Here is a 24,333-nt window from a genome sequence, read left to right on the forward strand (position 1 = left end):
ACAAAAACATGCAAGAAACTAAGATATTATGGGCCGATGATGAAATCGACTTATTAAAACCACATATATTATTGTTGAATGATAAGGGTTATGATGTAACCACATTTACCAATGGAAACGATGCTTTGGAGGCCTTTGGAAAGGCACATTTCGACCTCGTTTTTTTAGACGAGAACATGCCTGGAATGAGCGGCATTGAAACACTTTCGGCCATTAAAAACCTCAACCCGGATGTGCCCGTGGTGCTCATTACCAAAAGTGAAGAGGAGAACCTGATGGAAGACGCCATTGGGAGTAAGATAGACGATTACCTGATTAAACCTGTAAACCCTAAGCAGGTACTGTTAACCATTAAAAAACTGATAGACAATAAACGCCTGGTAAGCGAAAAAACCTCGATGGCCTACCAACAGGATTTTCGCCGTTTGGGTATGACATTGGGCGACAGGCTGAACTACGAAGAATGGGTTGATGTTTATAAAAAAATTGTTTTTTGGGAGCTTGAACTGGAAAAACTGGACGACCCACAGATGCATGAAATTTTAACCATGCAAAAACAGGAAGCCAATACACAGTTCTCTAAATTTATTGAAGAGCACTACTTAGGCTGGATCAAAGAAAAAGATAAAGCACCGTTATTATCTAACGAGCTGTTAAAAAAGAAGGCTTTTCCGCATATTAATGAAACCACGCCGGTATTTTTTATTCTGATCGATAATTTACGTTACGACCAGTGGAAGATTATTAACCCGTTGATTTCTGAATATTTCCGCGTAGATGAAGAGGATATGTACACCAGTATTCTGCCAACGGCAACGCAGTATGCCCGTAATGCCATTTTCTCTGGACTGATGCCTTTGGATATGGAAAAACGTTTCCCTCAGCTGTGGCAAAATGACGATGATGAGGGGGGTAAAAACATGCATGAAGAAGCCTTTCTGGCCGATAACATTAAGCGCACCCTACGTAAAGACTGTAAATTCAGTTATAATAAAATTTTAACCTTTGAGCAGGGAAAGGATCTAGTTGAACAGACGAACAACCTGTTGCAGAATGATTTTAATGCGATTGTTTTCAACTTTGTTGATATGCTGAGCCACGCCCGCACCGATATGCAGATGATACGCGAACTGGCGAATGATGATGCTGCCTACCGCTCGTTAACGCTATCGTGGTTTGAACACTCACCGCTTTGGGACCTGTTGAAGAAAATATCTCAGAAAAAGGTAAAAGTGGTTATTACAACAGATCATGGAACCATCCGCGTTAAAAAGCCGGTTAAGGTAATTGGAGATAGAAGCACCAATACCAATTTGAGGTATAAACAGGGGCGTAACCTTAATTTCAACGCCAAAGATGTGTTCTTGATTAAAAACCCGCATGATGCACTGCTTCCAAAAATCAATATTAGCAGTAGCTATATTTTTGCAAGGGAAGATAGCTATTTTGTTTATCCGAACAATTACAACCAGTTTGTAAACTATTATAACGAAACCTTTCAGCATGGGGGCATTTCGCTAGAGGAAATGATTATCCCTGTGGTAACTTATTCGCCAAGATAATTTGTTAAACATATAAAAAACGAGGCTGTATCGTAAGAAGAATTGTCATCCACTTACAGATCGTCATTTCGAGCGGACCCGATAGCTATCGGGTGCAACGTAGTCGAGAAATCTGTCTCTATAGATTTCTCCGTTTCGCTGCCAATGAAAAATTGGCGGCTACAGTCGAAATGACGATTCTCCTAATGGGCCTTTCAATGATAGCTTCCCGATAAGTCGGGAAGCTAAACGCGATAAATCTTGATGGAACTTCAATAGACGATACGTCCTCATTTTTAAGCTATCCGCCATGCTGTGCGGGCGCTACAGATAGCAATTGTGCCTTAGGGCTTAGCTGACTTAACTTTTCTACCGTTTTTCCTTTTGGAGCAACAATAATGGCATAATCCCACCATACATTGGTAGCTGTTTCCAGGTCATCACTTCTGTAATAACGGTCTTCTCCTTTTAACTGACTGCCAGTGGGATAGGTGGCGCCGTAAGACCAAGGATCGTACACCTCAAAATAAAATTGATTATCTACCTGCCTATAGCCTTTTACAATAATAAAGTGGCCCGATGCTGCAGCATTAACTTTATAATATTTATCTACATGCTGGGTAGCGCTTGCATTGTAGCGCAGGTAATAGTTGTCCAGGCATAAAATTACAATGTAGTTTTTGTCGATATATTTCTTAATCGTTTGATAATTATCGGGCAATGCCGTGTACGAAGAGCTTATCCCATATTTACCCAGGTAGTTTACAATATCATCGGTATACCACCAGCCTCCGGTTGAGCGGTAGGTGTTACGGGCATCCTGAGGGGTTTTGGTGAAAGTAGAATCGCTCCATTTAACAGCCATTGTAGCCACGGTTGGCCCACAGTTAATAGAGGAAAATTGCCCAGTTCCGGCCTGATCGAAATACCATTTAAATGTTTTCTCTATGCTTTTTGAAGCCGTTACCGATCGGCCCAGGCCGTAATCTTCCCAAACAGTATTTACCGTAATGGTCCAAACGCTCGTATTTCCATCTGCAGCCAAAATATTCAGCGTAACGGGATTGGAAAAATCTATAGTAGCTGTATTTGCAGCAGGCCTAACGTTATTAAAAGTTACCAGCGCCCCAGCTGAAACAGAGAAACTGCAGCTTAATGCACTTACATTGGCAATAGGCATAACCGTTACCGTAATTTTGTGCGTAGCTTCATCAATCACAGGAGCTGATAACTGACCCGTGATAGAGAAAGATAATAATTTGTTTTCGCCACTAGGTATGGCTGCTTCTTTCTTACAAGAGAAGAAAAACAGTAAAATAAGTATAGTGCAGGAGAGGTGAATTTTTTTCATCATGTAATAATCGGTATAATTATTTATTTGAACAAAAGCAGGTTAAAAACAAAGGCCTTGCAAAAACAAAACTTTTAAATATTATTTTTGCCATTATAGTTTCAATATGGATATCGAAGTAAATAATCTTTCAGATTTACCCAATGTAGCCCGGCAGCTTTTAGATTTTGCCGGCAATGAGAAAGTTTTCATTTTTGAAGGCGAAATGGGTGCGGGTAAAACAACATTCATTAAAAATTTCTGTTCTTATTTAGGCGTTAAAGATGTTGTTTCCAGTCCTACCTATTCTATCGTAAACGAGTACGTTGGTGCCAATGGGGCGGTTTACCATTTTGATTTTTACCGTATAAAAGACATTCACGAGGCTTACGACCTGGGTTATGAAGAATATTTTTACGGCGGTGGCATTTGCCTTATCGAATGGCCTGAAAGGGTAGAGGCATTGTTGCCCGAAAGCTACATAAAAGTCGGAATAAGCGTAGTAGACGAAAACCGGAGATTGTTTAGCTTCGGTAAGGTATAACAATTAGTTATCAATTAATTAACAGATTTTGCTTACCTTGAACAACCTAAAACTACCAAAATATTAAAATTTAACATGGCTACAGGATTACGCGAAGGAATGGCCGATATAGCTCGTCAAGGTTTACTGCAAACACAAGAAGCCAAGCTAGAAACCAAGAACAAAAAGAACAGTCTTTATATAGGGATACCCAAAGAAATTTCATTCCAGGAAAATAGAATTGCCTTAACCCCATTATCTGTTGCCTTATTGGTAAACAATGGGCATAGGGTGGTTTTAGAAAGCGGTGCCGGTACCGCGGCGAATTTTTCTGATACAGAGTACGCCGAGCAGGGTGCAAAGATTGCCTACGATAAAAAAGAGGTTTTTGATGCTGATATCCTGATGAAAATTGCACCACCAACCTTAGAAGAAATTGAGCTGATGCATAAGGGGCAGACCCTTATTTCTTCGTTGCAAACGGGTACCTTAAAACAGGATTACCTTAAAGCACTGATGCATAAAAAAATAAATGCGCTATGCTTTGAAAACCTGCGCGATGAAGGGAATGTACTCAGTGTGGTAAGGGCAATGAGCGAAATTGTGGGTTCTACCTCTATTTTAATTGCTGCAGAATATTTGAGTAACGTAACTGGGGGTAAAGGTTTAATGCTTGGCGGTTTTACGGGTGTTCCGCCTACCGAAATTGTAATTTTAGGTGCTGGCACAGTTGGCGAATATGCGGCGAGAACGGCCCTGGCCTTAGGTGCCGAAGTAAAGGTTTTTGATAGTTCTATTTACCGTTTACGCCGCTTACAGAACAATTTGGGCAGCAGGGTATTTACTTCGGTAATGCAGCCTATTGTGCTGAACAAAGCTATTGTAACCTGCGATGTGGTAATTGGCGCCATACGCGCCAGCCATGGCCGTAGCCCCTGTATTGTAATGGAAGAAACCGTGGCCCGCATGAAACCCCACTCGGTGGTAATTGATGTAAGTATAGACCAGGGCGGCTGCTTTGAAACATCTGAAGTGACCAACCATGCCAATCCTGTTTTTAGGAAGTATGATGTTATCCATTATTGTGTACCAAATATTGCTTCGAGGGTTCCTAGAACGGCATCGTATGCATTAACCAACATTTTTGCCCCAATTTTATTGGATATTGGCGAGTATGGCGGACTTATGAATATGGTTTGGAATAATCCAGGCATCCGCGAGGCCCTTTATATTTACCAGGGAAACTGCACCAATAAAGATCTGGCTGATATGTTTAACCTTCCTTTTAAAGATTTGGAGCTGTTGGTAGTTTCTAATCAATAATTATGCATAATTAGGGAAATGTCATCCTGAGCTTGTCGAAGGATATTTTTTGATAGTTAATAAATGGAAATGTCTTCGACAGGCTCAGACTGACAGTCTTTTTTACTTACCTTTTATCAAGCTGCTGTAAATCCATATGAAATTAAACCTCCTCGTCGCATTTGTTTTTTCTTCATTACTGGCCGGTGCACAGCTTAAACCTGTAGCCGAAAAAAAACTGGTAGTTGTAAGTTCATATAACCAATATCTGGCGGCTATCAAAACAGATCCACGCAATGAGCTAGTGGAGATAAAGAAAGCAATTCCCAATATTACGCTGGATATCCGCTATGCTACGAAGAACAACTTTATGCAACAGGTGATGTACAAGCAGGCGAGGGCCTTTGCGCGCAAGCCAGTGGTTGAATCGTTAAAGAAAATCCAAAGCGAGCTCAATAAAAAGGGCTACGGATTAAAAATTTTTGATGGCTACCGGCCTTATGCCATTACTGTTGAATTTTACAAGAAAGCGAGCGATAAAAATTTTGTTGCCAATCCGGCAAAAGGTTCCAAACACAACAGGGGCTGCGCTGTAGATTTAACTTTGATTAATTTGAAAACAGGCAAGGAAATACCAATGCCAACCCCTTACGATAGTTTTTCGGCCGCTGCGGCAGCAAAGTACGAAAACGTTTCGCCGGCGTTAAAGAAAAACCGCGATTTTTTAATTGCAACTATGGCCAAACATGGCCTCCATGTTTTGGAAAACGAATGGTGGCATTACGATTTTGTGAACTGGCAGCGCTACGATTTGATGGATATCCCCTTTGAGAAACTTTAGACGGTTATTGGTTCATTTGTCATTAGTTCATTGGTCTGGGTGCCGATTCTTATTAGTAGTGGAAGATTTTACCATCTTACACCAAACCTAACACCAATAAGGCTACAAATGGTGTGGACGGCCAAATTGATCCATTTTAACCCTCGCTTTATCCTCTTTAACCGATAGTTCGAAAATATAATCGTAATCATCATCGGTTAATTCCTCTTTGGGGCGTTTACCACCAAGTGCTTCGATAATTTCGAGTACCGTGTTGGAGTGTCCTGCTACAATAACTGTTTTGCCCACATAGTTCGTTTTAATGCTATCAACCAACGATTTAATGTCCTTATAATCGATTACCTTTTGGATGACCAGCGAGTCTAAAGTTTGATGGGTGCGTTTGGTCGGTGTAGCAAAGGCGGCATCGAACTTTACTTTTTTTAAATAAGTAGCCAGATCGCCAGCCCTTATCCTGCCTTCATCAGATAGATTGGGGTTTGTATCCTGCGGATTTGATTTATCTTTTTCGGCATGTCTAACAACCCAAACGTTGGTAGTTTGTGCAGATAATACATGGACAAAGAGCAGCGTAAACGAGAGGAATACAAACAGTTTTTTCATGCTATAAATATTGAAAAATTAATCGGATAACGAAAGCTTAAAAGTTAAGCACCGCAACCAGTTTCGCCAGGTCTTCTTTTTGATGCCAGCTGCTAAGCACAATCCGGTTTATCGGATCGCTGTTTTGAGAGGGATAGGGGAAAGAGGAAATAAGGATGTTGTGCTTTAAAAAATGTTCGTCGATTTTAAGCTTATCAGTTAAAAAAGCGGGGAAACCAGGCGTCGATTTCCACGTGGAACCTAGGGTTTTGCTTAAAAAATCAATATTTTCCTGAAGCTTTGTCCAGGCCGAAGGATAAATTTTTTCAGCATGGATAAAAGCGAAAAGTCCAGCGGCGGCAGGTGGCGAAGCACCCACAAACATATTGCTGCCTTTAAGTTTGCTGATTATACTTTTTGTACCCAATACGATACCGGCATCTACCCCTAAGGCCTTAGCCATTGAGGCCACAACTACATATGTGATGTTTTCCCTTTTCGGCAGATTGGAATAGGCACTCAGGCCGGAATTGTTTACGCCAATTCCATGCGAATCATCTATAATCACCACCAGGTTTTTATCCAGATCAATTTCCTTCAAAAAGCCGAAATCATAAATTTCGGGAACTAGGTTGTTCATGGAGTTGCTGATCAGTACCCAGTTTTTTTCGGCAGAAGTGTTGATCAGCTGGGTGGTTTCAATTTTCCAATCGCTGAACGATTTTGAACTGGCTGGTTGCGCTTCCAACCAGAGTGATGGATGCGTGGCCGGTGCGTAGCATACCTTTCCCAAGCCGGAAAGAGCATTAACTGTAAGCTGGGCCACCAAATATCCGCTCGAAGTAATTAATGCCGCTTCGGCCTGATAACGCGCTGCGGCTACCTGCTCGGCTTCATCATAAATACCGAGCTGAATGTTATTGGTACGGCTTGTTCCGTTGTTTAACCCAAATTTTTTAATGCCATTCACATATAAATCAATAAAATCCTGATTTTGGGGAATACCCAGATAAGCTGTTCCGCCAAAATATAAATAGCTTTGGCCACCGATGGTAATTTCGTTGGAAAATGGATGGTTTATGGAGTTAAAGGTTTCGCTCATACATTAATTGTAACTTCTTCCCAGCTCATCGTTGGCTGCTTTTATGATGGAATTTGCCGAATTATCATCGTGGTAAAATTCCCAGAACATCAGGCCATTTGCAAGCTCTTTGGCAAGTTTAGCTTTTTTCTTGGTGGTTGTAGTGCCGTTGAAATAATATTTTACGCCATCAACAGATGCCGAATCTAAACTTATATCCGCATTTGCAGCTACGAAATCGCGGTAGGCCCTGGCCGCATTGCTTGCATTTTTTCCATAGGCCGGAATCCCTAAAACTGCTTTTTCTTTAGGCATGCCCCGTGTCTTTAACCAGTAATTTAAACTCGAAAGGGCCATGTTGTAAGAGGCATGCTGTATCGGCTCGTCTTTATCCCAGCCAATGCCATCATAAACCATGATATTGAAAAAATCTACCGCCGGAAAAACGTCCGATTTCAATCCATCGCGGATGCTGCCAGCGTAAACACCCGGGGTAATGGCCGCACTTAAAAACTTGTTGTATTTATGTAGCGAATCAGAAAGTGTTTTCATGAGCAGGACATAATTATCGGCCGAGCCATCGCTAGTGCTGGGGTATTCCCAATCCATATCTACACCATCTAAATTGTTCGTTTTTGCAAAGTTTAGCACTTGAGCAACAAATAGGTTTCTGGCTGTTTGTGAAGCAGCCATGGTTACAAAAATGCTTTTGGCCCCAGAAATAGAGATGCCGGTTTTTACGCCATTGGCCCTTGCTTTTTGCATTACAGCGTTAAACCTGCCGGGCTGTTCGAGCGTTGCCAGAGAGCCATCGGGATTGGGGTTTAAAAAGGCATAAAATAAATGGGTAATCATCTTATATTTTGCATCTGCCACAGCGCTGGGATCGCGGTAGCTTGGAAAGTAAGCAATAATTTTAAAACTGTTATCAGCTACATAAGGCACAAGCGGACTTACCGGGGTGGGTGGCTCAGGTAGGCTGTCGCTTTTTTTACAGGATGATATGGCCAGCAGTGCTGTTGCACAGATCAAAAGATAGATTTTTTTCATAGGATAGGTTTTTGGTATGGATTACATATGGTGGCGTTTTAGCGGTGATCAAATTTAAATCATTACTTGCTGGATATTACGGGGTTATTTTTTTAAAAATTATCGTGTATATAAGTTACTATCCTGACCATTTCGGCCCTAACCTCGGCAGTTGGTTTTACAAAACCATTATTCATGAAAGAATAGATATAGGTTTTCCCCTTTTTGGTTAAAACATAACCGCTTTGATTGTGTACGCCACCAAGCGAGCCTGTTTTGCCAAATACAAAAGGCTGGTTGGTTTTAGGGTAGGCCGTTTTTAAGGTGCCGCTTTTCCCTCCGGCAGGGAGCATATCAAATAATTTTGCCGGGTTATTTACTAGTTTATAAATAGAATCAAGCAGTAGAACGTTATCCCTTGGGGTAAATAAATTCTGGCGCGATAAGCCCGATCCATCTACCCATTTCACCTTATCGGGCAAAAACGAAAGGTAATTTTTGGTAATGTATTCAATGGCTTTGGTTGTGCTTAAGGTATCGCCAATCTGGTTGGCACAAACCAGTAATAAATGTTCGGCAATAAAGTTATCGCTTGGCAGCATCATGTGCTTTAACACCGAATCGCGCTGTGCTCCAGGTAAGGTTTTGGCATACGAAGGCATTTTAAAGTTGATAAGGCCAACCGATTTATGCAAAGTGTCCGAAAGTACCTCAACAGTAAGCTGTGGGCTGCTTTTGTAGGGGTTTTGCTGATTGTAGCCCGGTTTTACAGCAACTGCGGGATAATGAAAACGGTTGGTCAGGAAATCGCGGCTAACCTGAAAACTCCCGGTGGTTTTTGTCGAATCGATTGCAAAGCAGGATGCAAAAACCTTGGGTTCAATGTTGATTTTGTTTGCCCCGGCATAGGTAGATGTTACCATATTATCCATGATGGGCATTTCGGTTATCTCGGGCTGATAGTAATAATCGTAATCATCCCACGACCAGCCATCGCCAAAAAAATTACCGCTATACCGGCCAGGCGCGAAAAACAGCTTTTTATCGGTAGCCAAAAGAAAATTATAAGCCGATTTGTCCTTTACGGCAAACTGCAGAAAAGATGGGTCGCCTGTTCCCCAAAAAATCAACGAATCATTTCTTTCAACGTATTTTAATGCAGGCATTAAATTGGGCAGCATTTTCAAACTGGCAAAAAAAGTATAGAGCTTGGTATTGGATGCGGGTGTAAAATATTTATCGGCATCTTTCTGAAAGATCATTTTTTTATCGCCCGGGTTGTAAAGCGCAAAGCCAACATGGTATTGCTTAATTACCTGCGAATTTTTAAATTCTTTGGCTACCTTTTTTGATATCACTTTATTGGTTGAACAGGCTGATAATAAGCCAATACAGCCTATCATTGCCAGAAAAATAAAGTTTTGGTTTTTTAACGGAAACATCTTCTAAATTTAAGGGATACAATTATCAACTAATTTATTAAATTTAGTTTAATGTTAACCAAATGTAGCCCTGTTGTAATCATCTGTTTACGCAAACTGATTTTTTGCGCTGGGTTGTTTTTGATCTGTTTTGCTGGCTTTGCACAGGAGTTTTATTTTAAAAGAAACCAAAAGAAGCAGTCTATTACTTTTAAATGCATAAAAAACCTGGTTGTTATTCCGTTATATGTGAATGGAAAAGGGCCTTACGATTTTGTTCTGGATACGGGGGTGGGGCCCTTGATCATTACAGATCCTTCGGTTATCGATTCGCTAAATTTTAGCCAGATGCGTAAAATCAAAGTTTCGGGCCTGGGAATTGAAACGGTTGAGGCTTATGTTTCGCAGGAGATTAATGTAAGTGTTGGAAATGCATCTATTGAACACATTCCCACAGCCATTTTAAAAGATGATCTGTTTAACCTATCAGGGCATTTGGGCTTAAAAATTTATGGCTTACTTGGCTTTAATTTCTTTAATAGTTTTGTTGTAGAGATTCGGTATAATGAAAATAGGATAATCATTTATGATAAAGATGCCAAAATAAAATACCGTGGAGAAAAAATACCTATACAGGTTGAAAACCAAAAACCATATGTAATGGCAAGTGTCGAAATTCCTGATAGCGGTACCGTTAAGGCTAGGTTTTTAATAGATACAGGTGCCAGCCATGCACTATCACTCGAAACCTTGGGGGGAACTGAATTTCCATTGCCAGAAAAAAGAATAAGTGCAAATCTGGGCATGAGCATTAGTGGTCAGATAAAGGGCTATGTTGGCAGGGTGAGTAAGTTTACTTTGGGAAATTATGCGTTTAATAGTGTTATTGCAGGTTTTCCCGATTTTAAAACGATTTCGGATAAAATTGACCTGTCGAAACGAAATGGAAATCTCGGAGCCGATTTACTCCGGAAATTTAATTTACAGATTAACTATGATGATGGCTTTATTTGTGTTAAGCCAAACAGCTTAAGCAAGGCGCCATTCGAGCATGATATGGTTGGCATGGTAATTTATCTGGATCAAAATGAATATAAACGTTTACTGATTGGCGAAATAGATGAAAAAAGCCCGGCCGAAAAAGCCGGATTGTGCACCGACGATGAAATTATCGGAATCAATTTTAAAGGTGTTGATAGCTACACCTTAAATGACCTGACTGAAATGTTTAAATCAAAAGCTGATAGGAGTATAATTTTTGAAATTTATAGGGATAAGCAGGTGTTTTTTAAAGTAGTGCATCTGGAAAAAAGAATTTAAATGGTGTAATTTTCCAGTTACAATAAGATTGGGCTGTAACAAGCTTTTAACTTTAACCTCTTATTGTCAAGCAAACTAACTTTTAAATACGCATGAAGAAAAACTTTAAAATACTTGCTTTAGCAGGTATTGTAGCACTTGGTGTAAGCGGATCAAATTCCGTATACGCCCAGAAGAAATCTAAAACCAGCAAAGGCACACCGCCTGCAACCGCTGCAGCCACACCGGCAGCAGCCCCAAAAAAAGAAGGAATAAAACCGTTTTCTGAAGTAATTACCGCAAAGGCCAGAAGCACCAATGGTTTATTTAAAACCCATAAAGTAGACGATAAATGGTATTTCGAAATACCAGATTCAGTAATTAACCGCGAAATGCTTGTGGTTACGCGTTTGGCTAAGGTGCCTGCAGGCGTAAAAGTTGGTAACCAGCAATATGGTGGCGAAGAGCTGAACGAGCAGGTTTGGAAATGGGAGCGCAGGGGCAAACAGGTTTTTATCCGTGTGCCAAGCTATTCAACCAAGGCAGATCCCAACAGCGATATGTACGAATCGGTACAAAACTCGAACCTTTCGCAGATTTTAGCCAGTTTTGAAATTAAAGCTTACAATAAAGATACTACAGGCGTTGTAATTGATGTTACCGATTTTTACAACGGTGATATTATGGCCATTGGCGCTACCGATCAGATCCGTAAAGCATACAAAGTTACCATGTACGATGCTACACGCTCTTACATTGATACGGTTAAAACTTTCCCGATCAATATTGAAGTGAAAACAGCCAAAACCTACCGCGCCGCCGAATCACCAACCGATAATAGCAATGGTGCGGTTACATTAGAGTTTAATACATCGATGTTGTTATTGCCAAAAATTCCGGTAAAAGCCAGGATTATGGATAGCAGGGTAGGTTTCTTTGGTCAATCGCAAATTGATTACGGAAGCAGCGCGCAAAAAGCAGAGCGTACCGCCTATATTCACCGCTGGAACCTGGTTCCAAAAGATACCAATGCTTACAAACGCGGTGAACTGGTAGAGCCTGTAAAACCGATTGTAATTTATATCGATCCGGCTACACCAAAAAAATGGGTGCCATTTTTAATCCAGGGCATTAACGATTGGCAGGTAGCTTTCGAAGCTGCAGGTTTTAAAAATGCCATTATCGGTAAAGAAGCACCAACAGCGCAGCAAGATCCTCAGTTCAGTGTAGAAGATTCGAGATATTCCGTAGTGCGTTATTTCGCTTCTGATATTGCTAATGCTTACGGACCGCACATCAGCGATCCACGTACCGGACAGATTTTAGAAACACACATTGGCTGGTACCACAATGTAATGAACCTGTTGCGTAACTGGTATTTTGTACAAACCGCTGCCATTAACCCTGCAGTGCGTAAAGCTCAGTTCAGCGATGAGCAAATGGGCGAACTCATCCGTTTTGTTTCTTCGCACGAAATTGGCCATACTTTAGGTTTGCCGCACAATTTTGGTTCTAGCTATGCTTATCCTGTTGATTCGTTACGTTCGAAATCATTTACAGATAAACATGGTACCGCACCATCAATTATGGATTATGCCCGTTTTAACTATATCGCTCAACCAGGCGATGGCGTAACCAAATTACACCCTCAAATTGGCGAATACGATAAATGGGTTGTGAAATGGGGATATTCGTGGATCCCGGGAAATAAAACCGCTGAGCAGGAAAAAGAAATTTTAGATCAATGGACCTTAAAAAATGCAGGTAACCCATTGTATTTCTACGGCCGTCAGGGAACTTCGTTAGATCCGCGCTTACAGAGCGAAGATTTAGGTGATAATGCCATGAAAGCCAGTACTTATGGTATTGCCAACCTAAAACGCATTTTACCTAACGTAGAAAAGTGGACTTACCAAAAAGGTAGAGATTACAGCGACTTAAAAGAAATTTATACAGAAATTGTTGGACAGTTTAACCGTTACATGGGCCACGTAGCCACAAACGTTGGTGGTTTAAGCGAAAACTTTAAAACTTACGAGCAAAAAGGGCCGGTTTACGCTTACCTGCCAAAAGCAAAACAAAAAGAAGCCGTTACTTTCTTCAATCAGCAATTGTTTACTACACCACTCTGGTTAATCAGCAACGATCAATTGAGCAAATTTGATAATGGCGTTTTGTTAAACCGCATCAAAAGTGTTCAGGCCAATACATTGGGCAACCTTTTATCGCCATCGCGTATTGCACGTTTATTGGATAACGAAACTAAAAACGGAGCGGCAAAAGCCTATACTTTACCTGAGTTATTTACTGATTTAAGATCATCGGTTTTTGTTGCAGGTAGGGCAGATGCCTTTAAACGCAACTTACAACGTGCTTATGTAGACCGTTTACAGGATTTAATGACCAAAGAAAACGAACTTCCGGTTGGTTTCCCTGTTGATTATGCTGCAAGCTTTGGTTTAACACCAATTAATGTAGGTTTATCAGATATCAGACCATTGGTTAGAGCCGAGTTAAAAACATTATTGGCCACTACGAAAGCAAGATCTGCTGCGGGCGATGCCATTACAAAAGCACATTACGAAGATTTAAGTATCCGCATTAAAGATATTTTAGATCCGAAGAAATAGTTAATTATTGAATGATTAATTGAGAGAATGATTGAATTGCATTATGCCCATTCAATCATTCAAAACTCAATCATTCATTCATTCAAAAAACGGAGCAGATCATTAAATTGATCGCTCCGTTTTTTTTTGTTTAGGCCAGAGGGAATTTATTTTGCAGGCCGTGCTAATATAAACCTGATAGGACGGAAAGCCCGGAGCGAAGTATGAGTGAGGACTTGGAGGGATAGCAGGACAATCGGCAGCCATTAGCACCGAACCGTTCATTTACAAGAGATAACCAACTTAAAATCTTCAACTAGATTGAATGTTTTGCCTGAACACACCTTCGCTGAAGCCTTTGTATAATTCTTGATGCTTTAAGTTAAACACTAAACCGTTTTTTAATTTTAGGACAAAACTGAAGCCATGTTTAAAAAACTACTATTTGTTGCCTCCTTTCTTGTAAGTGCCCTATCTGTTTTTGGCCAGAATGCCGATTCCTTAACCCTTGTAAAAACCCGATGGCAGAAAAACAGGATTGCCAAACAGGTAATGTTGTTCCAGCATCATTTTAACCAGAAAAACCTTTTCCTGGCTAACGAAAACATTTCTTTTTTAGAAATTAAGAATACCGGTCGCAAGGCTTTATTCGCTATAGGTGCAGAAGAAAAAGAACTCATTACCACAAGCAATTTTGGTATCCGCGATACTGCCATAGCCGCCATAAACGGAAATTTTTTTGATGTAAAAAACGGTGGGTCGGTAGATTTTGTACGCGTTAACGGAAAAACGATTAATACCAACCGCCTGGCTAAAGATGGCCAGCGGGCGAGGCATCAGGAAGCGGGCGTAATCATCGAAAACGGCAAGCTTAGCATTGTTAAATGGGATGGTAGTGCCGATTGGGAAACCAAATTAACCGCGCCCGATGTTTTGCTGAACGGCCCCTTACTTACCTTAAACGGTACCGACGAACAATTGGATACCGCAGGTTTTAACCGCTTGCGCCATCCGCGTACCTGCCTGGGCATTAAACCCAATGGAAGGGTAATTTTATTAACGGTTGATGGACGGAATGAAAATTCGGCCGGGATGAGTTTGTTCGAACTCACTAAGCTGATGCGGTGGCTGGGCTGTACAAGCGCCATCAACTTTGATGGAGGAGGCTCAACAACGCTTTGGGTAAGTGGAATGCCTGATAATGGGGTAATTAATTATCCAACAGATAATAAAAAGTGGGACCACGAAGGCCAAAGAAAAGTGGCCAATGTAATTCTGGTTAAAAAGAAGTAAATGTTCTACTGTTAGTTAAACCGGTCTATTCTAAGATAAATACTTATTTTAGTCGCAGATTTTTTATTGAAATGATTAAAAACACCCTATACTTTTTCTTTACTGCGCTGTTGCTTTCTGCCTGTAAGTTTGGCTCTAAAACCAGCGATCCTACCTTAAGGGATTTTACCTTCGAACCTGTTAAGGGTATCCGTTATGAGGAAGTAAAACGCAGGTTTAAAAATGGACTTTCTTTTAACGAGGAGGGTTTTATGCAAAAACCTTCGTGGATTATAGAGGTGGCCAAAGAAGATACCATGATGGCCTGGAGCCCCCAGAAAAAAATTATGCAGAAATTTTACATGCAATATGATCATGGAAACGTATATAATTTCGCCGCCGAATTTTTTAAGGTAAAGCACATCAGTAAAGATAGTTTGGTTTTTCAGCGCATCCAGGTAGATGGAAAGGTAATTGCTGCCGATGTCCGCTCGGATGTGAACATGACTTTTTATGCGCAGAGTTACATTAAGAATAAGCTTAAAACCACTGCTAAAGAATTACAGAAACCAACCAAAACAGATACTGTTTTTATTGAGAAACGCGCCGCCAAGGTAAACCTGAACAGTGATAGTGCTTTTGCCGCTACCGATCCCGTTCAGTTTATACCCAAAAGTAAAATTGCCAGGGTCGAAAAAATAAGTACGGTAGACAGGGCGAATAACCGCACCGAGGCTTACGACTATATGTTTCCGCAATATATCATCAGAATAGACCGTGCTTACAAGGATTTTGCATACCAGGTTGCAGCCGTTGTAGATTTCCAGGGAGGTATACATGTAAAAACCGTTTATAACGTGCTTCCCGAAAATGCCGAAGCCAAAAAAAAGGTGGCTCAGGGCATAGCAGATATTTACGTTAGAAATCTTTTTAATGTGGCTCCCGGAACAACGCTTGGAATTCCGCACAATAGCGAAATTACCTTAACAATTATTGGGAAGGCAATTAAAAAGCCTTAGTAATCTGATATTTACAAAATTTTAACGTTAAAAAAATGTTAAAATTTATTTTGATTTTAAAAATTAAAACTTACCTTGCATACTTAATTTTAATATTTAATACAATGCAAGAAGGCACAGTAAAATTCTTCAATGTAACTAAAGGTTTTGGCTTTATCATCCCTGCGAATGGCGATAGCGAAATTTTTGTTCATTCAACAGGTCTTATCGACGAAATCCGTGAAAACGACAAAGTTCAGTACGAAGTTGCTAACGGTAAAAAAGGCTTAAATGCCGTTAATGTGAAAGTAATTTAATTTATTTATCATATTTACAAATGGCCTCGATAACAGTCGGGGCTTTTTTGTTTTTTATCGGCTTGTAGCGCATTTCAAAGGTGCTGTATTTTTGATCCATTTTATGACGAACTATTTTATTATTCCCGGTTTGGGCAACTCTGGCGCAAACCATTGGCAAACCCATTTCGAAAAATCCGGAAATCATTTTCAGCGCATTGACCAACAGGAATGGGACGCACCCAATAGCTTAGATTGGACCGAAAATATTAACCAGGCTTTAGTGGGCTATGATTTATCATCGGTGGTTTTAATTGGGCATAGCTTGGGCTGTACGGCCATTGCCAATTGGGCAAAACAGTATCAGCTAATAATAAAAGGGGCTTTGCTTGTTGCGCCGAGTGATTTAGAAGCACCCCGGTATACCTTTCCAACGGTTGGTTTTGATCATGTACCGCTTGATAGGATAAACTTTAAAACCATTGTTGTTGCCAGTTCGGACGATGAATGGGTGAGCTTGGAAAGGGCTAAATATTTTGCCGGTTGCTGGGGCAGCGAATTTATCAATATCGGCAATGCGGGCCACATTAATGCCGATGCCGGATTTGGCCAATGGCCAGAAGGGTTGGAGATACTTAAAAAATTGGGTTAGAATGAGCCGTCATTTCGACCGTAGTGGAGAAATCTATTGTAATTTTCACAAAGATTTCTCTGAATGTTCGGGACAGCACGCCAGTCGAAATGACGATCGGGCGCCGAGTGCACGCTATTTATGTGCCTTCTTCCTCAAAAACTGATCTAGAAATACCAAACCAATTACCAGATCGATAAATAAAAAGCTATACAGCACAGTTGGCGTAATATATTTATCCAGCTTGAAGTCGAAATTAACATTAAGATCGAATTTCGGCACCGTAAGATCAGCTTTATAAAATACATAGGTCAATAAGCTTAACAGCGAAAGCACAAAGAAGCCGCCAATACTGTAAATAATTTTCTTGTCAACCTTTGTTTTCATGGCTACAGGGGCAGGGGCCGCCATCACATGCTCCATCACATTTCTGCTGAATGACATAGAAGGGTCATCAAGATCAAGCTCACCGAATGCCAGGTTTAGTTTTAGCAGCTCATCATATTGGGCTTTAACCTTCGGGTCAGATCCGATTTTCTCTTCGATGGCTTTTTGCTCCGTTTCGTTCAGGGTTCCATCTATGTAATCCCAAAGCTGTTCTTCTATTGTGTTCATAGTAACTCCTTTACTTCATCTTTTAACAAATATTGTAATTTTTCTTTAAGCCTTAGCCTCGCCCTGTGCAATTTTACTTTTACCGTATTGGGTTCCATGTGCAAAGCCTCGCCAATTTCTTCCAAACTTTGTTCGCCTTTATAAAATAAAGTAATAATCGCGGCATCATCAGGCATAAGCTGGGTAATGGCCAGATTTAAAAAGGTGTGGCTATCCTGCCTTTCGTAACCATTTGCGTTAAAGCCCGAGGTATGGTTTTCGAGCTGTAAAATGGTACTTTCATCGTGTATGGATGAAGTATCCAAACGGTTTTTTCTTAAAAAAGTCATGGCAGTGGTATAGGTAATGGTGTATAGCCACGTACTAAATTTTGCCGTTTGCTTAAACGTGCCCAGTGCTTTATATGCCTTAACAAAACAGTCTTGGGCAATTTCTTCGGCATCTTCCCTGTTTTTTGCAAACCTTAAAGCCAGTGTAAATACAAACCGCTGATGGCGTTTTACCAACACAGCATATTGAGCGGTTTCACCGGTCAATACACTTTGTATCATCTCCAAATCTGTAAGTTTTTGCTCCATGTTTAGCTGTAAGACTACATTAAAGATAAACAGGTTACACGTGAAACATGATTTTTAATTGTTAAAACGAAAGGCCGTTATTGCGAGGAGGAACGACAGCCCGCCTCGATTTTCGGGGAAGCAATCTTTGATGCTTGAAATCTCTCCATGAAAGATTGCTTCGTCGGCTGAAAAAGCCTTCTCGCAATGACGATTTGTTGAACGGTGAAACGGTGTTTTGGCCATTTAGCCCCGGGTGGAGTGTTGCCCTGCAAGGTTGAGGAACGAAACCTGAAGCGTAAAACGGAACACGGGAACCGGCTTTGTTGGTTGCACAGGCATTGCGCTCAAAAAAAGAATATTGTCAGAAGATCGGTTTTGCGCCACCAAACTGGAGATGAAAGTGATTAAATTTTATCGTTTTTTTAGGAAATGAAGGGCCTGTTTTTCTTGGCGGACTATAGCCCTGCTGTTCGCTGTAGCCCTCATGCTTCGGGGCTGCCGCTGCCATCAGGTTTACGAACAGCGTTGGTGCGCCCTGCAAACCGTAAAAATGAAATGATGTTTTGGCCATTTAGCCCCGGGTGGAGTGTTACCCTGCAAGGTTGAGGAACGAAACCTGAAGCGTAAAACGGAACACGGGAACCGGCTTTGTTGGTTGCACAGGCATTGCGCTCCAAAAAAGAATATTGTGAGAAGATCGGTTTTGCGCCACCAAACTGGAGATGAAAGTGATTAAATTTTATCGTTTTTTTAGGAAATGAAGGGCCTGTTTTTCTTGGCGGATTATAGCCCTGCTGTTCGCTGTAGCCCTCATGCTTCGGGGCTGCCGCTGCCATCAGGTTTACGAACAGCGTTGGTGCGCCCAGGCTAAACTTCCGAAGTTTTGCCAATGCGCTGGCCCCTGTAAACTTCGGAAGGAGGCCGAGTTAGTGTGACGCGAAAAATTTTAAACCTGCAATTGATCCAATAAGTGTACAGATAAAAAATATCCGCCAAAAGGTTGCGGGTTCGTTAAAATAAACAATCCCAATAATTACGGTTCCAACTGCACCAATACCGGTCCAAACGGCGTAAGCTGTGCCCATGGGTAAAGTTTGGGCAGCCTTGTTTAACAGCATAAAGCTTAAGCTAATGCAAACAAAAAACGCCGCACTCCACTTTAGGTTCGAAAAGTTGTTCGATAATTTTAAGCAGGTGGTAAAACCAACTTCAAAAAGTCCGGCAATAATTAATATAATCCAGTTCATGATAAATGTGTTTCTGCAAAATTACAGCACATTTATGGCGCAACATTTTACAAATGTTAAAAAATTACTGTACGGCCCTAATTCTGCTCAAGGTAACTTGGGTAACACCCAGGTAAGAAGCAATGTGTTTTAAAGCTACTTTTTTAATCAGCTCTGGCGATTGTGCTATAAAATCGCGGTAACGCTCCGCGGCACCTTTAAAAGCCCGGTCTATCAATCTCCTTTCTGTGGCAATTAGTTCGCGTTCGGCTATTTTACGGCCCCAGTTGGCAATTTCGAGGTTTTGTTCGTACAGCAAAAACAAATCGTTCAGTTTAACCCTAATTAAAGTGCTGTTTGCTAAAAGCTCAATGTTTTCGTAACCGGGGCTGTTGGTAATGTAGCTGTTAAAAGAGAAAAGAATATCTCCTTTTTGCCCAAACCAAAAAGTAATCTGCTGGTTTTCACCGTCAGAATATGCTCTGGCAATACCATTTTGAAGAATATAAAAAAAGGGTTCAATCTTATCAGCATGGATTAAAACAGTTCCTTTGGCGTGCTCAACCACCGTGCATACATTGGCCATTAGGCTCAAAGCCTCGTTGCTGAGGGCTTTACAAATGGCTATATCTTTTAACTGCTTATACAATTGGATCTACGGATGTTTGATAAAGCTATTAATTTTTTTTCAGCAGGGGTGTAACCTGTTTAAAAAGCGTGTTGTCATAATACACAGAACACGGTTCAATACACAATTAAATATTTACAAATTAAAATTATAATCATGGAAGGTATATTAGTCCCAATCTCACTTTTTTTAGGTGCATTCGCAATGGTATTCGGAATACGCTATTTATCAAATAAAGAGAAAATGGCAATGATCGAGCGGGGAATCGATCCGGGTGTGCACAAGGCCACACCAAAACCGTTTTTAAGCTTAAAGTTCGGTTTGTTGTTGGTTGGTTTAGGAATTGGTTTATTGGTGGCACTTTTCACCGTTAGGGGAATATTCGGAAGCGACATGACCCATAGCGAAGAAGGACAATCGGTTGCCATTTATTTCGGCTGCCTGGGTATTTTCGGTGGTTTGGGCTTAATTGTTTCTTATCTGGTAGAAAAGAAATGGCTCGATAACAACAAATTTTAATCCTCAGAGAAGTCAAGTTTCATAGCCGACTGCCCAATTAAACTTGACTTCTCTTCGCTATTGGGGTTTATTGATAATGGCAACCGTTAATCGGCTTATACAGTTCATTTTGCCCCACGCATCATAAATTTTAATTTCCCAAACCTGCGTTTTTGCACCAACGTGCAATGGTTTGCAGATGCCCGTTACCAAACCGCTTTTTACGGGGCGCAGGTGATTGGCATTTACCTCAAGGCCAACAGCCACATATTTTTCAGGGTCAATGCACATGTATGAAGCAATGCTGCCCAATGTTTCGGCCAAAACTACCGAGGCTCCACCATGCAATATGCCCGCAGGCTGGTGGGTACGTTCATCAACAGGCATTGTACCGCTGATAAAGTCTGCGCCAATTTCAGTAAACTTAATATCCAGTAGCCCACCCAAATGGTTTTTTGGCCGGTTGTTCAGTTCATCAACCGTAAAATTTTTAAACCACATGGTAACGCTCTTTTAATACCGAAAGGTGGTGGATAATATGGCCACCAACAATAAACAAGATCGATTTTACATTAATTTCTCTTCCCGAGGCAATCCCCTTTCTATTGAGCTCATCTTCATTTAAAGATTTAAACAGGTACAGGTTTGCTTTGCGGAGGGCAACAAATTCTTCAATCAGGTCTTCCAGTTCACGTTCGTCAAAACGGGCATTTAGCACATAATCGTCTTCTTCAAAGCCTGGTAACGGCTGCTGTTCTTTGCGGGCAAAACAGGTAATGCGGAAAACGAAAACCCGCTCCGTATCAATAATGTGCCCAAGCATTTCTTTAAGTGTCCACTTGCCTTCAGCATAAGCATAATCGGCCTTATCGGCATTGCGCCTAAACAGGGCCGGCAGGCTTTCTATCTGATCGTTTAAAATTTCGAAAATATCTCTATCAACTTTGCTGATGTATGTTTCGCCCCAAATTGGGTACTCGTTAGGCTGTGGTCGGTTCATATTTTAAGCTGCTTTTTAAAATTATTCTGAAAGTGGTGCCTTTGCCAAGCTCCGATTCTTTTACAAAGATTTCTCCGCTGTGGTAATTTTCTACAATACGTTTGGTAAGCGATAAGCCAAGCCCCCAGCCGCGTTTACGTGTAGTATAGCCGGGCTGGAAAACAGCATCGAACTTGGATCTTGGAATACCCTTGCCCGTATCGCTAACATCAATAAATACCTGCTCCTTGGCCAAGTTTTCGATAATGTTGATCGAAATAGAACCTTCGTTTTCGATGGCATTGGCTGCATTTTTTAACAGGTTTTCTATCACCCAATCAAACAGGGGCACGTTTAGCATGGCCCGTACCTGCTCATCGCCGGTAATGCTAAATTTAACCTTATCGGAGGTGCGTACTTTAAAATAACGGATAAAATCGCTGATTACAATATAAACCGTATGGTCTTCGAGCATCGGTTTCGAGCCGATTTTAGAAAAACGGTCGGTAATAATTTCCAACCTTTTAATATCGTTTTCCATTTCGGCAATCAGCGGATCATCTTCTGCATCGAATTTCGATTTCATCAGTTCTGTCCAGGCCATGAGCGATGAAATTGGCGTGCCCAACTGGTGCGCTGTTTCTTTGGCCAAGCCCACCCAAACATGGTCCTGTTCATCCCGGCGTGCCGAACTGAATGCCGCATAAGCCGTTAAAAGAAAAAGGAATATTACGCCCATCTGGATGTAAGGGAAATACCTTAACTGGGTTAAAATGAACGAATCGCGGTAGTAAGCCTTGAATTTTTTGCCCAAAAAACTCATTTCATCAGGTGGATGCTGGGCTTTCATTTGCCTCAACTGCCTTACAAAATAAAGACTATCGTAAGTAAGCTTTGGATCAGAAATCGGGTAATTTGTTTTGGTGCTGTCTAAACCAAAGAAAGAAGTAATTGTACCTGCAGAATCGACCATTATTACAGGAGTTTTCGTGTTTTTTCTTACTGTTTCTACAATTACGATGTAATCGTCATTATCATAAAGGAACATGGCTCGCTCCTGGATTTTAACCCAAAGGTGAAATTGGTCTGCCTCTTCGCGCTCCATTTTCTTTACAAAAGAATCGGTGTAAAATACTGATGCAATGCCAATTAAGATGGCGAAAATGAGAAGGAAAAACTTCCAGCGGCGTTTCTTTTGATAAGGGTTCATGCTTGAGCTAGCCAAATTACAATAACAAAACGAAAAAAACACCAAACCATTATGCTTTTTCTAAAACCCTATGGCAATCATTTTAAAAGCCCAAGCGCTTCATCACAGATGAAAACGGGATAAAACGGATGAAAAACATATCTTTGCAGCGTCTTGCGTTTTGCGCAGTGCGATGAGCGTTTGTTGAGCGCCAACCGCTATACGCCAAGCGCCCAACACCCCGATTATGGATAAAAAAGTTAGAGTAAGATTTGCCCCAAGCCCAACTGGTGGTTTGCATTTAGGCGGTGTGCGTACCGCTTTGTTCAATTATCTGTTCGCCAGAAAAAATAACGGAACTTTTGTGCTCCGTGTAGAAGATACCGATCAAAACCGCTTTGTTGAAGGTGCTGAAGAATATATCGCCAATTGCTTAAACTGGTGCGGCATTACACCTGATGAGAGCCCAAGCAAGCCCGGGACCTATGGTCCTTACCGCCAAAGCGAGCGCAAACCGAGCTACCGTAAATTTGCCGAGCAGCTAATAAGCGATGGTTATGCCTACTACGCATTCGATACGCCCGAAGAGCTGGATGCCAAACGTAAGGATATCCCTAATTTTCAGTATGGGCAGGCCACCCGAATGCAGATGCGCAATTCGTTAACCCTTACCCTTAGCGAAGTAGAAGATTTATTGGCGGCCAAAACCCCACATGTAATCCGCATTAAAGTACCAGAAAATGAAATTGTGCACTTTAACGACCTGATCCGCGGTGATGTAAGTTTCGAAACCTCTTTGGTAGATGATAAAGTGCTTTTAAAAGCAGATGGAATGCCTACCTATCATTTGGCCGTTGTGGTTGATGATAAAGCGATGGAAATTAGCCATGCCTTTAGGGGAGAAGAATGGCTTCCTTCGGCACCGGTTCATATTTTGCTGTGGAAATATTTAGGCTGGGAAGCCGATATGCCTGCATGGGCGCATTTGCCGCTAATTTTAAAACCAGATGGGCATGGGAAATTAAGTAAACGCGATGGCGACCGCTTAGGCTTTCCGGTATATGCCATGAACTGGACCGACCCTAAAACTGGCGATGTAACCAAAGGCTTTAAAGAAATGGGTTTTATGCCCGAAGCTTTTGTTAATATGTTGGCTCTTTTAGGCTGGAACGATGGTACCGACCAAGAACTGTTTTCGTTAAAAGCACTCGAAGAAAAATTCTCGGTTGAGCGGATTAGCAAAGCAGGTGCGAAATTCGATTTCGAAAAAGCCAAATGGTACAACCACGAGTGGATTAAAGCGCAAAGTGCTGAGCAATTAGCGCCTAGTGTTAAACTTGAACTAGAAAAAGCGGGAATCGAGCTTAACGATGATGCTTTCTTACATACAGTTATCGATTTAATTAAAGACCGCTGCACTTTGCTGCCCGATTTTGTAGCACAGAGCAGTTACTTTTTTGCTTCGCCTGCAGGCTATGATGAAAACTCGGTAAAACCAAAATGGACACCAGAAAAAGCCGATTTCTTTAACAGCTTTGCCGAAAGTTTAACATTAGCTGATGCCATTACTGCCGAAACAGCTTTTAAAGCACTGGCTGAAGAAAAAGGATTTAAACCCGGCGAACTCATGCTGCCTTTCCGCATTATGCTGGTTGGTGGCAAATTTGGTCCCGGGGTTTTTGATATTGCCGTACTGCTTGGCCTGGCCGAAACCAAAAGAAGGATTGCAAAAGCTATCGCTGTTTTTAATAGCTAACGTTGAGTGAGCGTATTGGTTAGTCATTGTAACCAATTTTTAGTCCTTTTGCTTAAAGCGTTCGTCATGCTGAACTTGGTTCAGCGTCTTTTTAAAATATGAAATGGGTGCCTCCAAAATTAAAGGC

25 protein-coding genes are annotated in these 24,333 nt (G+C 41.2%); 12 read left to right on the forward strand and 13 right to left on the reverse strand.

Annotated elements, in window-relative coordinates; all coding sequences use genetic code 11:
• Positions 1 to 8 precede the first annotated feature (8 nt).
• Positions 9 to 1,562, forward strand: coding sequence for a PglZ domain-containing protein (locus ACS5PU_RS09250; RefSeq protein WP_439459001.1), 1,554 nt, complete (start codon positions 9 to 11; stop codon positions 1,560 to 1,562).
• A 280-nt stretch (positions 1,563 to 1,842) separates the two neighbouring features.
• On the opposite strand, the gene ACS5PU_RS09255 is transcribed toward ACS5PU_RS09250, so the two are convergent.
• Positions 1,843 to 2,895 (reverse strand): C39 family peptidase, encoded by a 1,053-nt coding sequence (locus ACS5PU_RS09255; RefSeq protein WP_439459002.1) that lies wholly within the window; start codon positions 2,893 to 2,895, stop codon positions 1,843 to 1,845.
• Between the two features lie 103 nt (positions 2,896 to 2,998).
• On the opposite strand from ACS5PU_RS09255, the gene tsaE reads away from it, so the two are divergent.
• The 3 genes from tsaE to ACS5PU_RS09270 all read left to right on the forward strand — a co-directional run bounded on the left by tsaE (position 2,999) and on the right by ACS5PU_RS09270 (position 5,537).
• The gene (gene tsaE / locus ACS5PU_RS09260) at positions 2,999 to 3,415 is read left to right on the forward strand and encodes a tRNA (adenosine(37)-N6)-threonylcarbamoyltransferase complex ATPase subunit type 1 TsaE (protein ID WP_439459003.1); all 417 of its coding nucleotides are present in this window, start codon (positions 2,999 to 3,001) and stop codon (positions 3,413 to 3,415) included.
• A 75-nt stretch (positions 3,416 to 3,490) separates the two neighbouring features.
• The gene (locus tag ACS5PU_RS09265) at positions 3,491 to 4,717 is read left to right on the forward strand and encodes an alanine dehydrogenase (protein WP_439459004.1); all 1,227 of its coding nucleotides are present in this window, start codon (positions 3,491 to 3,493) and stop codon (positions 4,715 to 4,717) included.
• Positions 4,718 to 4,853: 136 nt separating this feature from the next.
• On the forward strand, positions 4,854 to 5,537 hold the full coding sequence (locus tag ACS5PU_RS09270; protein WP_439459005.1) for a M15 family metallopeptidase: 684 nt from the start codon (positions 4,854 to 4,856) through the stop codon (positions 5,535 to 5,537).
• 102 nt (positions 5,538 to 5,639) lie between these two features.
• Here the strand turns inward: ACS5PU_RS09270 and ACS5PU_RS09275 are convergent, their stop codons facing one another.
• The 4 genes from ACS5PU_RS09275 to ACS5PU_RS09290 form a co-directional block, all read right to left on the reverse strand.
• Positions 5,640 to 6,140 carry a phosphoglycerate mutase family protein gene (locus ACS5PU_RS09275; RefSeq protein WP_439459006.1) on the reverse strand — a complete coding sequence of 167 codons (501 nt, stop codon included), beginning with the start codon at positions 6,138 to 6,140 and terminating at the stop codon, positions 5,640 to 5,642.
• A 37-nt stretch (positions 6,141 to 6,177) separates the two neighbouring features.
• Positions 6,178 to 7,221, reverse strand: a complete 1,044-nt coding sequence (locus ACS5PU_RS09280; protein WP_439459007.1) for an aminotransferase class I/II-fold pyridoxal phosphate-dependent enzyme — start codon at positions 7,219 to 7,221, stop codon at positions 6,178 to 6,180.
• A gap of 3 nt (positions 7,222 to 7,224) precedes the next feature.
• The gene (locus tag ACS5PU_RS09285) at positions 7,225 to 8,250 is read right to left on the reverse strand and encodes a glycoside hydrolase family 18 protein (protein WP_439459008.1); all 1,026 of its coding nucleotides are present in this window, start codon (positions 8,248 to 8,250) and stop codon (positions 7,225 to 7,227) included.
• Positions 8,251 to 8,342: 92 nt separating this feature from the next.
• Complete coding sequence (locus tag ACS5PU_RS09290; RefSeq protein WP_439459009.1) at positions 8,343 to 9,671, reverse strand: D-alanyl-D-alanine carboxypeptidase; 1,329 nt, start codon at positions 9,669 to 9,671, stop codon at positions 8,343 to 8,345.
• Between the two features lie 51 nt (positions 9,672 to 9,722).
• Here ACS5PU_RS09290 and ACS5PU_RS09295 point away from each other — a divergent pair, with 51 nt between their 5' ends.
• The 6 genes from ACS5PU_RS09295 to ACS5PU_RS09320 all read left to right on the forward strand — a co-directional run bounded on the left by ACS5PU_RS09295 (position 9,723) and on the right by ACS5PU_RS09320 (position 16,776).
• Positions 9,723 to 10,970, forward strand: a complete 1,248-nt coding sequence (locus ACS5PU_RS09295; RefSeq protein ID WP_439459010.1) for an aspartyl protease family protein — start codon at positions 9,723 to 9,725, stop codon at positions 10,968 to 10,970.
• 92 nt (positions 10,971 to 11,062) lie between these two features.
• A complete protein-coding gene (locus ACS5PU_RS09300; RefSeq protein ID WP_439459011.1) occupies positions 11,063 to 13,579 on the forward strand; it encodes a zinc-dependent metalloprotease in 2,517 nt (838 codons plus the stop codon).
• Between the two features lie 405 nt (positions 13,580 to 13,984).
• Positions 13,985 to 14,851 carry a phosphodiester glycosidase family protein gene (locus tag ACS5PU_RS09305; RefSeq protein WP_439459012.1) on the forward strand — a complete coding sequence of 289 codons (867 nt, stop codon included), beginning with the start codon at positions 13,985 to 13,987 and terminating at the stop codon, positions 14,849 to 14,851.
• Between the two features lie 71 nt (positions 14,852 to 14,922).
• Entirely contained in the window at positions 14,923 to 15,849 is a 927-nt protein-coding gene (locus ACS5PU_RS09310; protein WP_439459013.1) for a hypothetical protein, read from the forward strand.
• Between the two features lie 104 nt (positions 15,850 to 15,953).
• A complete protein-coding gene (locus ACS5PU_RS09315) occupies positions 15,954 to 16,145 on the forward strand; it encodes a cold-shock protein (protein WP_010599196.1) in 192 nt (63 codons plus the stop codon).
• 103 nt (positions 16,146 to 16,248) lie between these two features.
• Positions 16,249 to 16,776, forward strand: a complete 528-nt coding sequence (locus tag ACS5PU_RS09320) for an RBBP9/YdeN family alpha/beta hydrolase (protein WP_439459014.1) — start codon at positions 16,249 to 16,251, stop codon at positions 16,774 to 16,776.
• Between the two features lie 114 nt (positions 16,777 to 16,890).
• Here ACS5PU_RS09320 and ACS5PU_RS09325 read toward each other — a convergent pair whose 3' ends face one another.
• The 5 genes from ACS5PU_RS09325 to ACS5PU_RS09345 all read right to left on the reverse strand — a co-directional run bounded on the left by ACS5PU_RS09325 (position 16,891) and on the right by ACS5PU_RS09345 (position 19,805).
• A complete protein-coding gene (locus ACS5PU_RS09325; RefSeq protein ID WP_439459015.1) occupies positions 16,891 to 17,370 on the reverse strand; it encodes an anti-sigma factor family protein in 480 nt (159 codons plus the stop codon).
• On the reverse strand, positions 17,367 to 17,948 hold the full coding sequence (locus tag ACS5PU_RS09330) for an RNA polymerase sigma factor (protein WP_439459016.1): 582 nt from the start codon (positions 17,946 to 17,948) through the stop codon (positions 17,367 to 17,369). The genes ACS5PU_RS09325 and ACS5PU_RS09330 overlap by 4 nt, the downstream gene beginning before the upstream one ends.
• A gap of 464 nt (positions 17,949 to 18,412) precedes the next feature.
• The gene (locus tag ACS5PU_RS09335; protein WP_439459017.1) at positions 18,413 to 18,820 is read right to left on the reverse strand and encodes a hypothetical protein; all 408 of its coding nucleotides are present in this window, start codon (positions 18,818 to 18,820) and stop codon (positions 18,413 to 18,415) included.
• Positions 18,821 to 18,856: 36 nt separating this feature from the next.
• Positions 18,857 to 19,177 carry a DMT family transporter gene (locus ACS5PU_RS09340; RefSeq protein ID WP_439459018.1) on the reverse strand — a complete coding sequence of 107 codons (321 nt, stop codon included), beginning with the start codon at positions 19,175 to 19,177 and terminating at the stop codon, positions 18,857 to 18,859.
• A 64-nt stretch (positions 19,178 to 19,241) separates the two neighbouring features.
• Entirely contained in the window at positions 19,242 to 19,805 is a 564-nt protein-coding gene (locus ACS5PU_RS09345; protein WP_439459019.1) for a Crp/Fnr family transcriptional regulator, read from the reverse strand.
• Positions 19,806 to 19,940: 135 nt separating this feature from the next.
• Here ACS5PU_RS09345 and ACS5PU_RS09350 point away from each other — a divergent pair, with 135 nt between their 5' ends.
• Positions 19,941 to 20,303, forward strand: coding sequence for a DUF6249 domain-containing protein (locus ACS5PU_RS09350; RefSeq protein WP_439459020.1), 363 nt, complete (start codon positions 19,941 to 19,943; stop codon positions 20,301 to 20,303).
• Positions 20,304 to 20,360: 57 nt separating this feature from the next.
• Here the strand turns inward: ACS5PU_RS09350 and ACS5PU_RS09355 are convergent, their stop codons facing one another.
• Genes ACS5PU_RS09355 through ACS5PU_RS09365 form a run of 3 tightly spaced genes read right to left on the reverse strand, consistent with a single transcriptional unit; the run spans position 20,361 to position 22,471 of the window.
• Positions 20,361 to 20,783 (reverse strand): hotdog fold thioesterase, encoded by a 423-nt coding sequence (locus ACS5PU_RS09355; RefSeq protein WP_439459021.1) that lies wholly within the window; start codon positions 20,781 to 20,783, stop codon positions 20,361 to 20,363.
• Positions 20,773 to 21,282, reverse strand: coding sequence for a DinB family protein (locus ACS5PU_RS09360; RefSeq protein ID WP_439459022.1), 510 nt, complete (start codon positions 21,280 to 21,282; stop codon positions 20,773 to 20,775). The genes ACS5PU_RS09355 and ACS5PU_RS09360 overlap by 11 nt, the downstream gene beginning before the upstream one ends.
• Complete coding sequence (locus ACS5PU_RS09365; protein WP_439459023.1) at positions 21,263 to 22,471, reverse strand: sensor histidine kinase; 1,209 nt, start codon at positions 22,469 to 22,471, stop codon at positions 21,263 to 21,265. The genes ACS5PU_RS09360 and ACS5PU_RS09365 overlap by 20 nt, the downstream gene beginning before the upstream one ends.
• A 226-nt stretch (positions 22,472 to 22,697) precedes the next feature.
• Between ACS5PU_RS09365 and gltX the strand changes: the two genes are divergently transcribed.
• Positions 22,698 to 24,206 (forward strand): glutamate--tRNA ligase, encoded by a 1,509-nt coding sequence (gltX, locus tag ACS5PU_RS09370; RefSeq protein WP_439459024.1) that lies wholly within the window; start codon positions 22,698 to 22,700, stop codon positions 24,204 to 24,206.
• The last annotated feature ends 127 nt before the right edge of the window (positions 24,207 to 24,333 follow it).

This window comes from Pedobacter sp. GSP4, assembly GCF_051857575.1.
Taxonomy (GTDB): domain Bacteria; phylum Bacteroidota; class Bacteroidia; order Sphingobacteriales; family Sphingobacteriaceae; genus Pedobacter.